A 14,071-nucleotide genomic window follows, 5' to 3' on the forward strand; every position below is an offset into this window, starting at 1 on the left:
AATACAATATTTCGTACTCTTCTGTCCTTTTGCCTGAGATTGTGAACCCTTCGGCGCCGCACACACATGCGGTCTCTCCAGAAGCTGCTCCTGCTATAGTGTGACCCACAGCATTCATAGCCTTCGTTATTTAATTAAAATGTTGCTATTTCTGAATAATTTCATATTTTACGCCTCATTCAGAAAGCTGTCAATGGTAATCTTTTATGATTTACGGCGGTACGCATATGTCTTCACTTCATCAATCCCCCCTGATTCATGTATAATAAATCAAAAGATGTTCGGCTCGTTTGATGGAGAAATCCCTCTTGATCATGAACAAAGTTAAGCAATCCATGGAAGTTGGTGAAGATAAATGAAAAAAATGAACAAACAGCGTGTTACATTACAGGAAGTCGCCAAGCATGCCGGTGTCTCGACTTCAACGGCATCACTCGTTGTTCGAAATAATCCTAGAATCTCTGAAGCCACTCGAAACAAAGTACTGCAATCCATGGAGGACTTAGGATACGTATACGACCGCGTTGCTGCTAACATGCGGTCAAAAAGCTCAAATATCGTTGGTGTGATTGTGACGGATATTTCTAACACCTTTATTTCGGAGTTTTTAATTGGCGTACAGACCACACTTGAATCGCTGGGCTATACTGTTTTACTTGGTACAACCTTTGACAGTGTCGATAAACAGGAGCGGCTCATTTCCACCATGGTAGAGCACCGAGTGGGCGGGATTATTTTAAACCCAGCTTCGAAAAGCTCTGCTCGAACGGTCAAACAATTAAATCAAATTCGCACCCCAAAAGTACTGGCAAATCGTGAATTATCAGACGTGCAATGTGACTATGTCGGCGTTGATTATGAACAAGGTACTTGGATGGCGGTTCATCATCTTCTTCAAAAGGGACATCGCCGCATCGCTTTTTTAGGCGGCATTAAGACCTCTTCGACTTGGATTGAGCGGATGAAAGGTTTCAAAAGAGCGCATGACGAAGAAAATGTGACGATTGATGAGTCGCTTATTATTGATATAGTACCTACTCGCGAAGGCGGGAAAGAAGCACTCGCCCAAGTGATGGATCAGCCCGAGCCCCCTACTGCTATTTTTTGTTTTAGTGACTTAGTCGCTTTTGGAGTCATTCAAGCACTGTCAGCACGGGGCATCCAGCCTGGTGAAGATATCGATGTCGTTGGATTCGATAATGTTCCTGAAGCGGAAATGTACCATCCGCCGCTCACCACTGTTTCCTCATTTCCCCGATCTATCGGGGTAAAAGCAGCGAACCTTTTATATCATAAAATGAACGAACAGGATGAAGAGCTGCAGCGATTGATTTTAAAGCCTCAACTTCATATTAGAGAAACCTCTCCATCATGATGAAAAAGAGAATTGTGTGCAGCAATTCTCTTTTTTTATTGATCAAGTCAACTATTTATTTGTTTCATTTTTCTTTTTTTAAATCACAAAGTCATAAACTTGACACATTTAAAATGCAGGAGTATATTTATCTCGTTGCTTCTTTTAGTATATCGTTATACCTATTTCGTCATATCATTATTTCTATCAAAAAACAGTTAAAAGTGTTTTTTTATGATTCTGATCAAATCATGAAGTTTCACTTCCTAATCAAGGCTGTTATTATTTTTTGCATTTTAGTAGAACGATGTACTCGATTGAAGAACAGATGAATATTCATTATTTTTTCATCAATCACATAAGGGGTGTTGTGATGGGCTTCATATTATTCATTTTTAAGGAAACAATAACAAAGGGTATACAAAGAATTTGACCTTAAAGGGGTTTCAAATATAGGAGTGGGAACATGAAAAATCCTTATATAAAATCGTCACTTGGCATGTATTTAAATTACTTCATGCTTGGCATGATCAACATTATTGTAGCTTCCAACATGGACAGCTTATCTGAACGCTACCATGTAGATATTCCGAAAATCAGCTTGCTTGTATCGGCGATCGGAATTGGTAAACTCATTGCGCTCTTTTTCTCAGGCCGGTTAGCCGACAGCTGGGGACGTAAGCCTGTCATTATTACAGGAAATTTTCTTTACTTATTATTCTTAATCGGTATTCCAACGACAACAAGTTATACACTGGCATTTATCTTTGCGATTTCAGCAGGTATTGCCAACTCACTGCTTGATTCAGGAACCTATCCTGCTTTGTCAGAGTCATTTCCTAAAAAAGCAAGTTCGGCTTCTGTTTTAGTAAAAGCGTCTGTATCCATTGGGGCGACTGTTCTTCCATTTATCTTGGCGTTCCTAGTGGCACATGACATCTTCTGGGGCTGGGCGTTCTTTGGACTAGGGCTTCTTTATTTACTCGTAGGGATTTACTTAATCTTTATGCCATTCCCGAACCATAAGCAAGTTTCTTCACAAGACGCTCTTCCAGTACAGGATCAGCTGAAGAAAGAACCAAAAATGCTTGGCGAAGGCTTAGCTGTTGTACTGATGGGATTCACATCGACTGCATTGTTTGTCGTATGGCAGACATGGCTTCCGCAGCTCGGGTTGAAATTAATCGGACTTGGCACAGAACAAGCCACACAGCTTCTTTCTTATTTTAGTATTGGTGCACTGGTATCTGTTCTATTGCTTTCGATCGTCTTAGATAAATTCATTTCACCGATTATGGTGGCGATCATTTATCCAATTGGGGCGTTCCTTGCAATGCTTTCACTTTTCCAAATCGAAACGTACAGCATTGTCATTGTCAGCACCTTCTTCTTAGGACTATTTACAGCGGGAATCTTCCAGCTGGCGATGAGTATTATGATGAAATTGTTCCCGACAAACAAAGCAACGGCTTCATCCTATGTCAACATTGCGGCAAGCTCAGCGTTTATTCTCGTGCCGCTCATTACAAGTGGATTGGTCAGCTCGTACGATATTAAAATGACGTTATTTTTCGATATGATCATTGCGGTTATTAGCGTATTACTAGCGGTCTTTGTTCTTGGACGCATGAAAAAATTATTTAGATAATTAAAGGAGATGTCAATCATGACAAACATACATGAACGAAATATTGATGGAAAAACAAAATTAGTCGGTCTTCTTGCTACACCAATCGGGCACAGCCTTTCACCACGTATGCATAACCTTGGCTATACACTAACAGGTATCAACTATGCTTACCTTGCATTTGAAGTAGGGAATGATGAACTAGAAGCAGCCGTAAACGGTATGAAAGCAATGGGTGCAGCTGGATTTAACGTCTCTATGCCGAACAAAATGAAAGTACTGGATTACTTAGACGAACTAGATGATTCTGCAAGATATACACGTGCAAGTAACACTGTAGTAAACAAAGATGGTAAGCTCATCGGCTACAACACAGATGGTCTTGGATATGTGAGAAATTTAATTGAACATGGCGTTGAATTAGCCGGCAAAAAAGTCACACTCGTTGGCTCTGGCGGCGCGGCAACTCCGATTGCGATTCAGCTTGCACAGTCCGGCATTCGTGAAATTAGCATTTTTGCTCGTAATGACCAATACTTTGTTCAAGCAGAAGAAAATGTAAATTACATCAACAACGAAATGAAATCTTTCGGTGTCAAAGCAAACATTTTCCCACTTGAAGACAAAGACGCGTTCCGCCGTGAAGTAGCAGAAAGTGCGATCCTGGCAAACGGGACAAGCCTTGGCATGAAACCACTAGATCAGCTCAGCATTATCGATGATACACTTGATGTACTTCGTGAAGATTTGATCGTGACAGATGTTGTGTACAACCCGCAAAAAACAAAGCTTCTTGCACAAGCACAGGAAGCTGGCGCCAAAACTATTAACGGTCTTGGAATGATGCTGTGGCAAGGTGCACTTGCTTACAAACTCTTTACTGGTGAAGATATGCCAGTTGATCAAGTAAAACAAATTCTTTTTGAAAATGACCGTTTCTAAAATAAAAAAGACAAAGGGCTAAAATGATGATCATTTTAGCCCTTTGTTTTATTTTCAGCGTGATAGGAACGGATTTAACATTCGTGAGTACCGGCGCAGAGGCCTGACAAAGGATGCGAGGATTTGCCTACACGCTGAGACGACTTCCTGCGGAGGTCGTCTTTTTTTAATCATGTGCCATGACTTGGCGGTATCGATACAGGATATACAGTGCGCCGATAATGGCCGCAACAGCCACCACTGCATCGAACATAAAGATTTGTAAAATGGACGCGTGACTCTGAATTAAACCTGTTACGACCGGGATGACGATAGCCGACACGCCGCCCGCTGTAGAGATAATCCCAGTCATCGTCCCTTTGTTTTTCCAGAAGAATTCAGCCATCACAGTTAACGTCAGCTGAAAAACTCCTGCCGTTGAAAATCCCAATACAAAAGCATTGACGGTTCCTATAACTGGTGATTTCACGACCAAGAGCACACAAATGGAAACAAGTGTAATGATTGGATAGATCAGCAGTACAGTGACCGGACGGACAAAACGGCGCAGCAGAAACGCGAGCATCACGACAGACAGCAGCCCGCCCATGCTATAGTAACTGAGCAGTTTTACAGCACTGCCCGATGTCATCCCCAAGATGGCCTCACCGTACGTAGGCAGCCAAATTTGCGGCAGCGCATACAGTCCATTTGACGTAAAGCTGATCACAATGAGCGCGATCCCTTCTCTCCAAAATGTAGGCTCTGTCGAGAAGCGCGGAAGTCCGTCATGCTCCGTTACCTGGACTTGCTCCACCTTGCGATGATTCGGAAATGGCAAGGTCCACAGCATCAAGACATTCACAAGATAGATCAGAGCAGGAACAAAAAATGCCATTCCATAAAACAAATCATGCTCTGCTAAAAAGTAAATCGCCAGTGGCAAAATGGTTGCCCCAATGGAGATAAAGGCCTTCACCATCACATTCGCAGATCCCGAGTTTTGCGGAAACGCCTCCATTAACGCAGGATACGTTCCTGCATCCATTGCCGAATTCGCAACCCCTGCCAAAATCGCAAACGCAAACGCGATTTGATAATTCGGAGACAATGGGATTCCGATGAGGAACACCGCCATCAGCACACCAGAAACCAGAATGACCGGCTTACGCCCAAAACGATCTGACAGTACGCCTGATAAACCATACGTGAGCACCCTGCCAATGCCAAGCGCCGAAATCATATAACTAATTCCCGCACTATTGGTATCTAATTGTTTGATTAAAAATGGCATATTTGAAGCCAAAATAATATTGACCATACCCAATAAAAAATAATTAATATACAGACTAGAAGCCGTTCTCACATACGGATTCCTCATCCTGACACACCCCTCAACACCATCGCAATGAAGTGACAAATAATGGTTACGCTTACAAGATCTCATATGTGAGGAAGAACAGCTTTGCAGCCTTCACGTTCATACATCTCATCATGTCATGCAGCTCACAGCTTACACGCCCTTCATGTATCAAGCATTTCTTCAATTTTTCACTGCTCTTATTTTATACGAATGCGAAAGGTAAAGATAGTGAATTGCTTAAATTTGAAGGGAATTCATTGATCAAGCGTATGACACCATCGATAGAAAAAAGGAGTGGTTCATTCCACTCCTTAAATGATGTCTCAATTCTGTTCATCGCAGCCCCCAAATACTTAGCTCATAAAAATATTCCGTTCTCTCGATGCATAATCCAAAACGGAAATCCTCTACCACTAAAATAAAATCCCCATACCCACTTAAAAATTTTGTTTGCTCAAGAAGGCGATTTAAATGAATAAAGACTTCATTCACATTCACTTTAAGTTTCATGCTCTCGATAGTGTTCTCCATGTATTTGGATTTTATGTTCTCTCGATTGAAGGAAAGCAAACACCTTCTGACAAAACAATTGATTTTCCTCGATATCTAAAAAGGGGTGTTCTGGAAGTGTCATGTAGCTTAATTCGTTTATTAAATGCTTTCTTCTGTTTTTTCTTTTTAAGGTTTCGATTTTTGTTTTTTGGTTATTATTCATACTAGTTACCTTTCTTTTTAAATCCAACAAAATTTTTACGTTTATATTTGATCTTTTAAAATGTCTCCTTTCAAGTATCACACAATCAAAAAAGTACGATCTTTTTTATTTAATCACCCTTTCAACCAAGATGAATTTTGTTTTCCTTAATAAAAAAACCTTGAAAGGATACTATCCATCAAGGTTTTTGTGGGTACTAAGATTCAAAAGCCGTTTTTTCTGGAAATATGCCACCTTCTCTTACAAGGCACACTGCTAACCTTTGAGCCGCTCGATCAAAATAAAACTCATTGGGGATATTTTGATCTGGTAAGCTCTCTAACTCTCTAAACTTCCTAGTTATTTTACTTAACTCTATCTTACCCATTACCGCTTCATTAGGTCCAAATTTGTAAACTACAGTTTCTTCATCCTCATATTCCTTTAATAATAAAACATACGAAGCCAATTTTATTCCTCCTTTGGTGGATACCATGGACGCCCAGATTCAACTGTTTTATCATGTGCGGTCCTGTAATCTGTCTTGAATATCCCTTCAAACTTTGATTCAAAAAGTTCGTGATTTAACAAGTCAATATCATTCTTTTTATAAGTTCCTTTTTGTAATCTATCCCAGGCTTGTGCTATTTGATAATCTGAATCAAAACGCCCAACCCCATGTTCTTTTATATGCTCTTTTATAAATAAATGCTCCTTTATTCTTTGTATCCTGTGTTCGGGCATTCCAGTATTCTTAGATATAGGCTTTATATCAGCTTTTGTCTTTCTAAAAGACTCATACATTTCTTCTGCTTTATCAAGTTGTTTTAGATATGCATCTATTGAAAGTTCCCTGGCACCAGTTTGAACTCTATCAGCACTCTTAAACCCTATTTTACCATGAAACCCTTTCGCCCCAAACGGCAAAAGCATTCCCAACGCCGCGTTCATACTCGCTTCCTGCTGTTCTTTTGAGATCTTGTTTCCAAACATGTCTCGGCCTGTGATCGCTTCGCTGAAGCCGTTAGTGGCTGTGAGACCATATAAACCTTTTTGAGATGTTTTTAAGGCGTCAAAGGATTTTTGTGATGTCTTGTAGATGTCGACCGCTCTGACTGCAGCTGACGTGGCTTGGGTGGTTTTATAGACGGCTTTCCCGCCTTTAAAAATGCGTCCTGCCCAGCCAACGATAGGGATGTAGCCAGCTGCTGCCATTCCGCCTGCCGCGACTCGCTGGCCTGCGGTGAGTTCTTCCCCTGTGATTGGATCAACGCCTGTTGCGGCACGTTTTGCATCGTTCACACCAGTCAGTTCATTGACGATGTTTCCACCATAATCGAGCGCTTTTTCATACCAAGGGCGGTTGGCGAGTGCCTCTTGTTCCTTTGCGATCTTGCGGGCTTCTTCTTGTTCTTTTTTGATTTTCAGATATTCAGCAGTTTGCTTCTCAATATCGCTTTTTGCCTTGTAAATTTCGCTATTTTGATACGCTTTCTTGTCAAAATTCATAGGCGAAATCGCTTTTCCGTCATTTGTCGCATTCATCATTTCAGCGTACAATGCCATTGTAGCTTGCTGTTCCGTCTCTGACAAAGCATATTCATCTTTTAAATTTTGATCAAGCTCTCTCAGGTCTTTGACCGTCTTTTTTCGTTCATCTTCCGCATCCTCTATTTTTTCATCAAAGGTTTGGCTATCAAATACCTCTAGGGAAATGAGGTCATCAATGTCTTGGAAAATCGTTTTGAGTGCCTTTTTTTGATCCTTTACAATGCTTTTGGCGTTTTTGATGCCCATATGTACTGCGTTGTCTAAAAAGTGTTCCTCTATAAAGGTATCGCCGCCAAAACTCGTATCATCCAGTGTCCCAGAAACACCTTCATGAAAGGCTTTTTGCTTATCAATGAAGCTGATAAACATGTCTACATTTCCAGCCAGCTCTTTATAAAAGCTTTTAATGTTATCGGCACCTTTCCCAGTGAAATCGTCACCGAGGTTGGCCACACCTTGTAATGCCTTTTTTAAATCGACCATTTGTTCGCGGAGTTCCTGATAGTGTTTTGCCCTTGTGTCCATGGCACTGGTTAGTGCTTTTGCATCAAGTATCTTGCCCAGAAGAAGTCACTCCCTCCATTATTGATCATAAAGTCTATTTTACCGTGACCATTAAAACGGAAAAATAGGCTAAATGACATAAAAAATGGAATAGACTCTCTATTCAACGATCAAATAAAATAAGCTAGACAATGCACTTTGTTTTGTCCAGCCATACATTCATTTTATTTATAATCATTGATCGGTCCTTTATCCATCAAAACATCAATTTCATTAGAAGACTTCATTTTTAATTTAGGTCTGCGCTCGGAATTTGGTTTGCTGTAAAGCTCTAGCGGACGGATGATCACCCCATCATTTGTATTTTGAAGCATACCTGGCACACAAGAATAAATACGATCATTGTCATTGGCATGTTTGGAATGAATCGTCACAGATGTTCCTTGATGATTGTCGATGCTCATAGATACTCTATATCTATAAAAAGAACCTGTCCCGTTTGATTGAGCAGAATAAACAACTGGAACGACAGCAAGGATATCGTCATTTAACCGTAATTTAATGACTTCTGTTTTCATCGATTCACGGTCTCTACCGACATCTCCCATATGCTCCACAGCTCCGTTTCCGTAACTTTTAAGAGCAGGAACACCTTTTGCACCAAACATGGCCACATCTATTTGTTTTCCTGACTTCGTATAGACCAATGCATAAATATCATAATCGGTTCCAGACTCCCAGGATACTGTAGCTGTAATCTCAGGCGTTTTTTCAATGATGATCGGTTTATGACCTTTGTCTAGACTTATTTTACCTTGAACTTTCTCTAAGCTGATAGGTGCAGCGACTTTCTCTTTAGCAGCTGGCTTCATTGGAGCAGGCTCATCAATTAGTTTTTCAGAAGTCATTTGGGGAGGTATAGAAACACCCTGTTCATCAGGTTCAACCTCTACCCCAAAAAGCTTACATAACCCTTCCAATCCAGAATCGAAGCCACGCCAGATGGATCGTGCTTTCGTTTCACCATTTCTGATATATAGCTCTACTACGACAATACCCTTTTCATTTGTAAAATTTACTGGTGTTAGGTATAGCACCTCATCACCTGTTCGAATTTCTGCTTGCAGATTCTTCACTTGAGAAAAGCCAATTCCTTGATCCTCTGTTAGTGTAATCGCCACCTTTGTGATTCCAGCAGGCACTTTGCTCATATCAAAATTCAATTGATGCCTTTTCAGCTGACCAGATATCTCTGCTGGTAAAAGTGTCGCGACACCCGTGGCACTCTCCGGCTGATTGTAAAAAATAATGCCATTATCTCCTTGAACTAAATCTGAATCTGTTAAGAGAAACGCTGTTAAAGAAATATCAATTGCAGATGATACTTCATAACTGATGGATACTTGTCCCTTTGGAGAGTTTAGTACGGTATTGGCACCCATTTGCAGAGTTTGATTCATTTCAACACTCCTATTCTTTATCTACCATTTATCGCTTTTATAGATCAATTATACCAAATTATATAATAGAACCTATGAATATCTTTATCTCATTTCAATCTCTGCAATGATATGAGACAATGCCAATTAAAAACAAACTACTCTCAAAAGGAGAATCATTATGTATAAAAAAATCATTCCTGCTGTTATGGTGATATTCGGCTTTTGGATCCTTCTTCAAATATCCTTGAACATTAAGATATTTCACAATCCAATGAACTATTTTGTCGCTATTACTCTCTTTTTTCTTTGTATTCAGGCATTAATAAAACTTAAACAATGAAAAACCCGAACAAGCATTTACCACGCTCATCCGGGCTTCTATTTTCCTTTATTACACTTCTTCACCGTTCGTTGCGATGACGTTTTGATACCAAGTAAACGAATCTTTTTTAAGGCGCTTCATCGAGCCGTTTCCTTCGTTGTCGCGGTCAACGTAGATCATTCCGTAGCGTTTTTTCATTTCACCTGTTGTGAATGACACGATATCAATGATGCCCCAAGGTGTGTAGCCAATAAGGTCCACACCGTCATATTCAATCGCTTTTTTCAGTGCTTCGATATGAGAAGCGAGATATTGAATTCTTTCTGGATCGTGAATAGAACCGTCTTCTTCCACTTGATCTATTGCACCAAATCCATTCTCTACGATGAATAGCGGGATTTGATAGCGATCGTAAAAACGATTCAATGTATATCTTAAGCCTGTCGGGTCAATGGACCAGCCCCAGTCACTTGATTTGATATAAGGGTTATCTACACCATGCGGCAGGGCTCCGTTGACAATGTCTCCGTTGTGATCAGACACCGTATCACTTTTAACCGTTGTCGACATGTAGTAGCTAAAGCCTAGATAATCCACTTTCCCTTTTCTTAAGCTTTCTTCATCGCCTTTTTCAAATGGAATGTGATAGCCTTCGCGTTCGAATTCTTTTAATGCATAGCTCGGATAGTAGCCGCGCACCTGTACATCAGGGAAGAAATAGCGCTGTCTCATATATTCCTCTGCGAGCATGACATCCTCTGGATTTGAGGAATACGGATAGATTGGCACGTGAGACACCATCGCTCCAATTTGGAAAGCAGGATTGATCTCTTTTCCTTTGGCTACTGCCCATGCACTTGCAAGTAATTCATGGTGTCCTGCTTGATACATGACTTCTTTGGCATTTTCGCCTTCTTTGACTGATACCCCTGAATTTGTCCAAAGGAATAGTGGGTTGTTGACATCCATTTTGTTATTGATTTCATTAAATGTCATCCAGTATGTGACCTTGTCTTTGTATCGATTGAAGCACACTTCTGCGAACTTCGCGAAATACTCAGCGACTTTTCGGCTGCGGAACCCACCGTACTCTCTTGCCAAATGAAGCGGCATCTCAAAGTGAGACAGCGTAATCACAGGCTCGATGCCATGCTTGAGCAATTCATCAAAAACATCATCATAGAACTGTAAACCTGCTTCATTCGGTTCCGCTTCATCTCCCTTAGGGAAAATCCGGCTCCAGCCGATCGATGTACGTAAGCATTTTAAACCCATTTCGGCAAACATCGCGATATCTTCCTTATAACGATGATAGAAATCGATCGCTTCATGATTCGGATAAAATGTTCCTTCTTCTATCGTCTCAGTTATTTGTCTCGGTACTCCGTGAGCACCTGCTGTCATCACATCTACAACACTTGGGCCTTTTCCTGCTTCATTCCATCCACCTTCAAATTGATGTGCAGCTAATGCTCCGCCCCATAGAAAATCTTTTGGTAATGTCATTATTCATTCCTCCTATTTCACAATTGTGATCATGACGTCTGTTGGCTGACATGTCGATTGTTCTTCTACAATCACATCTTCATACGCTTGTGTATTAGTGATGATGACGGGTGTGATTGTTTTTAATCCCTTGCTTGCAATGGCTTCTTGATCAAATGTCATCAACAAGTCACCCTTCTTCACCTTGCTGCCTTCTTTGATATGAAGAGTAAATGCTGAGCCATCTAGGGAAACCGTATCAATTCCTACATGAACGAGTAACTCCACCCCGAATTCTGAACGCAGTCCAATTGCATGCTTTGTCGGCGCAAGCATGACGACACTGCCGTCAAACGGTGCATACAGCTTATTGTCTGTCGGTTCAATCGCAAACCCTTTGCCCATCGCCCCCGAGCTAAATACGGCATCAGGCACTTCAGATAACGGGATCACTTTCCCTGCAAGAGGTGCAGGGATTGTTTCTTCATTATTCATCGAAGCATTCATTTTTTCTCCAACTTGATCTTTATCAGACGTTTCACCAGCTGTCTGTTCCACTGTATCTTCCCCATAACCAAACATTTGAATGAGCACAACTGGTAAGATCAGCGCAATTGCGATACCAATCAATATGCCGATGATCGATGTTGGATAATCTGAACTAATTCCGTTTACAATCGTCAGTGGACCAGGCAACCCTGCATACGCAAAGTAATAAGGCGTAAAGAAGCTGGCAGCAATGGCACCGACCGCTCCAGATATACATCCGAAAATAAATGGTTTCTTGAAACGGAGGGTGACCCCATAAATCGCAGGCTCAGTAATTCCAAAGAGACCAGTGATTCCCGCTGAAACCCCGACTTTTCGTGTTTCGCGGTTTCTTGCTTTTAAAATAACCCCTAACACTGCGCCGACCTGAGCGATAACAGCGATGGTTTGATATGCCTGGAAGGAGTCACGTCCATATTGTTCAAAGTTGGCGAGCACCATTGGCGTGATGCCCCAGTGAACACCGAAAATGACAAGCACTTGCCAGAATCCTCCGATAATGGCACCTGCTAAAGCTGGGACATGTTCTGCTAAGAAATTGTATCCGTTTGCAATCCCATTTGCACCGGCTGTCGAAAGTGGACCAATTAATAGAATCGTTAACGGAACCATGACAACCATACAGATAAATGGGACAAATAACGGTTTGACTACCTCGTGAATGCGTTTGTTTAAAAATCTCTCAACATATGAAAGAATCCATACCAAGAATAGCGGCGGCAAAACAGATGACGTATAAACCGTTTCAGATAACGCTATGCCTAAAAAAGTAACGCCTTCCCCTGATGCCACGCGTCCAGCAATCTCCGTCCAAGCTGGACTGACAAGCGCTGCTGTACACGCTACTGCGATATACATATTCGTTTTAAAATGCTTGGCAGCTGTGATGGCAATAAAGATAGGCAAGAACGTAAACGGCGCCCAGGAAATAAAGCTAAAGACTTCATACGTTCCGGTTTTCGAGAAGCTTGGAAATAATAAATTAATGAGGATAAGTGCACCTTGTAAAATACCTGCTGCTGCCAAAATATACACAAATGGCGCAAACACAGCAGACATGGTCGCGATGACACGATTCAGCACCGTTCCCTTGTTTTCATTTACCTGATCATCATCAGATGGCTGCAGCTGAACAAGGATGGAAAAATGCTCATATACCTCACCAACATGCTGACCGATGACGACCTGAAATTGACCGCCGTTTTCCACCACGGTAATGACCCCAGGCATTGCATTAACTGCTTCCTTTGCCTTTGGATTCGAACGTTTCAAGACCAAACGCAGCCGCGTGGCGCATCTTGCAGCACTCACCACATTTTCTTCTCCGCCAATAGCCTCTAAGATGTCTTCTGCAAGCTTTTGATAATCCCTCACTTTTGACATATAAACCCCCCCTTTATCACTGTTAGTATATGTACATTATAATTATACCGGTACAATTTATCAATACATATATAATTTAAAATAGCATATCAAAGGAAATTTGGTATGTGCTATAATACAAAGACAATAAATCGTGAAAACAAAGAGGAATAGCCATGTTAAAGTATCAACAAATTGCGAGCGATATTGAAAAATATATTGTCACCCATGAGATGCAGCAAGGGGATAAGCTCCCTGTACTCGAAACACTCATGAGCCAATTTGCTGTGAGCAAAAGTACCATTATCAAATCGTTAGAATTACTCGAAAAAAAAGGAATTATCTATCAAGTGAGGGGCAGCGGCATCTTTGTTCGAAGACATCGGCGCAAGGGCTACATCAGCCTTTTATCCAACCAAGGGTTCAAAAAAGATTTAGAGGAATTTCAACTGACATCAGAGGTTTTAATGCTAGACACCATCAAGCCGTCCGAAGAAGCTGCACTTAATTTGAATATTGAACAAGACGAGGATGTTTTTTATCTAAAACGCATTCGTTACATCAATGGACAAACGTTATGTTTAGAAGAATCCTATTACCGAAAAACGATCATTCCCTATCTCAACACAGAAATTGCCGCCGATTCCGTTTTTAAATTCGTCAGTGAAGGTCTTGGACTCAAAGTCGGTTTTTCCGATATGTACTTACAAGTAGGCAAACTGAACAAAACCGAAGCAAAGCACCTCGGCCTCAAACAAGACGATCCCGCTCTCCGCGTCGAGACGGTCTTTCATCTCACAAACGGCCAGCCCTTCGACTTCTCGAAAATCACCTATAACTACATGCAATCACAATTTTTTATTCAAGCGAATAATTATTATGGGTGATGGACGGAAA

11 protein-coding genes and 1 riboswitch are annotated in these 14,071 nt (G+C 41.2%); of the genes, 5 read left to right on the plus strand and 6 right to left on the minus strand.

The window, feature by feature from the left end; all coding sequences use genetic code 11:
• Positions 1 to 11 precede the first annotated feature (11 nt).
• Positions 12 to 91, minus strand: a riboswitch (glycine riboswitch).
• Between the two features lie 264 nt (positions 92 to 355).
• From MHH61_RS08350 to MHH61_RS08360, 3 genes are all read left to right on the plus strand, one after another.
• Complete coding sequence (locus MHH61_RS08350) at positions 356 to 1,375, plus strand: LacI family DNA-binding transcriptional regulator (RefSeq protein WP_024423987.1); 1,020 nt, start codon at positions 356 to 358, stop codon at positions 1,373 to 1,375.
• 445 nt (positions 1,376 to 1,820) lie between these two features.
• Positions 1,821 to 3,002, plus strand: coding sequence for an MFS transporter (locus MHH61_RS08355; protein WP_024423989.1), 1,182 nt, complete (start codon positions 1,821 to 1,823; stop codon positions 3,000 to 3,002).
• A gap of 18 nt (positions 3,003 to 3,020) precedes the next feature.
• Positions 3,021 to 3,923 (plus strand): shikimate dehydrogenase, encoded by a 903-nt coding sequence (locus MHH61_RS08360; RefSeq protein ID WP_024423990.1) that lies wholly within the window; start codon positions 3,021 to 3,023, stop codon positions 3,921 to 3,923.
• A 166-nt stretch (positions 3,924 to 4,089) separates the two neighbouring features.
• Here the strand turns inward: MHH61_RS08360 and MHH61_RS08365 are convergent, their stop codons facing one another.
• From MHH61_RS08365 to MHH61_RS08380, 4 genes are all read right to left on the minus strand, one after another.
• Entirely contained in the window at positions 4,090 to 5,283 is a 1,194-nt protein-coding gene (locus MHH61_RS08365; protein WP_024427594.1) for an MFS transporter, read from the minus strand.
• Between the two features lie 893 nt (positions 5,284 to 6,176).
• On the minus strand, positions 6,177 to 6,428 hold the full coding sequence (locus tag MHH61_RS08370) for a hypothetical protein (protein WP_125586968.1): 252 nt from the start codon (positions 6,426 to 6,428) through the stop codon (positions 6,177 to 6,179).
• Between the two features lie 2 nt (positions 6,429 to 6,430).
• On the minus strand, positions 6,431 to 8,035 hold the full coding sequence (locus MHH61_RS08375; RefSeq protein ID WP_241218577.1) for a T7SS effector LXG polymorphic toxin: 1,605 nt from the start codon (positions 8,033 to 8,035) through the stop codon (positions 6,431 to 6,433).
• Positions 8,036 to 8,238: 203 nt separating this feature from the next.
• Positions 8,239 to 9,474 (minus strand): TerD family protein, encoded by a 1,236-nt coding sequence (locus MHH61_RS08380; RefSeq protein WP_125586971.1) that lies wholly within the window; start codon positions 9,472 to 9,474, stop codon positions 8,239 to 8,241.
• A 160-nt stretch (positions 9,475 to 9,634) separates the two neighbouring features.
• On the opposite strand from MHH61_RS08380, the gene MHH61_RS08385 reads away from it, so the two are divergent.
• On the plus strand, positions 9,635 to 9,796 hold the full coding sequence (locus MHH61_RS08385) for a hypothetical protein (RefSeq protein WP_024423995.1): 162 nt from the start codon (positions 9,635 to 9,637) through the stop codon (positions 9,794 to 9,796).
• A gap of 51 nt (positions 9,797 to 9,847) precedes the next feature.
• Here the strand turns inward: MHH61_RS08385 and bglA are convergent, their stop codons facing one another.
• Both bglA and MHH61_RS08395 read right to left on the minus strand, forming a co-directional pair.
• Entirely contained in the window at positions 9,848 to 11,287 is a 1,440-nt protein-coding gene (gene bglA, locus MHH61_RS08390; RefSeq protein ID WP_125586973.1) for a 6-phospho-beta-glucosidase BglA, read from the minus strand.
• 9 nt (positions 11,288 to 11,296) lie between these two features.
• A complete protein-coding gene (locus tag MHH61_RS08395) occupies positions 11,297 to 13,195 on the minus strand; it encodes a beta-glucoside-specific PTS transporter subunit IIABC (protein WP_368004470.1) in 1,899 nt (632 codons plus the stop codon).
• A 155-nt stretch (positions 13,196 to 13,350) separates the two neighbouring features.
• Between MHH61_RS08395 and MHH61_RS08400 the strand changes: the two genes are divergently transcribed.
• The gene (locus MHH61_RS08400) at positions 13,351 to 14,061 is read left to right on the plus strand and encodes a GntR family transcriptional regulator (protein WP_125586977.1); all 711 of its coding nucleotides are present in this window, start codon (positions 13,351 to 13,353) and stop codon (positions 14,059 to 14,061) included.
• The last annotated feature ends 10 nt before the right edge of the window (positions 14,062 to 14,071 follow it).

The organism is Bacillus sp. FSL K6-3154, from assembly GCF_040869395.1.
In the GTDB taxonomy this organism is placed as follows: Bacteria; Bacillota; Bacilli; order Bacillales; family Bacillaceae; genus Bacillus; species Bacillus safensis.

Excerpts from the sequence above, each read along its gene's own strand:
- MHH61_RS08400 (WP_125586977.1), top strand. The coding sequence starts at position 13,351 with ATGTTAAAGTATCAACAAATTGCGAGCGATATTGAAAAATATATTGTC.
- MHH61_RS08360 (WP_024423990.1), top strand. The coding sequence starts at position 3,021 with ATGACAAACATACATGAACGAAATATTGATGGAAAAACAAAATTAGTC.
- MHH61_RS08355 (WP_024423989.1), top strand. The coding sequence starts at position 1,821 with ATGAAAAATCCTTATATAAAATCGTCACTTGGCATGTATTTAAATTAC.
- MHH61_RS08350 (WP_024423987.1), top strand. The coding sequence starts at position 356 with ATGAAAAAAATGAACAAACAGCGTGTTACATTACAGGAAGTCGCCAAG.
- MHH61_RS08380 (WP_125586971.1), bottom strand. The coding sequence starts at position 9,474 with ATGAATCAAACTCTGCAAATGGGTGCCAATACCGTACTAAACTCTCCA.
- MHH61_RS08385 (WP_024423995.1), top strand. The coding sequence starts at position 9,635 with ATGTATAAAAAAATCATTCCTGCTGTTATGGTGATATTCGGCTTTTGG.
- MHH61_RS08365 (WP_024427594.1), bottom strand. The coding sequence starts at position 5,283 with ATGAGGAATCCGTATGTGAGAACGGCTTCTAGTCTGTATATTAATTAT.
- MHH61_RS08375 (WP_241218577.1), bottom strand. The coding sequence starts at position 8,035 with ATGGACACAAGGGCAAAACACTATCAGGAACTCCGCGAACAAATGGTC.
- MHH61_RS08395 (WP_368004470.1), bottom strand. The coding sequence starts at position 13,195 with ATGTCAAAAGTGAGGGATTATCAAAAGCTTGCAGAAGACATCTTAGAG.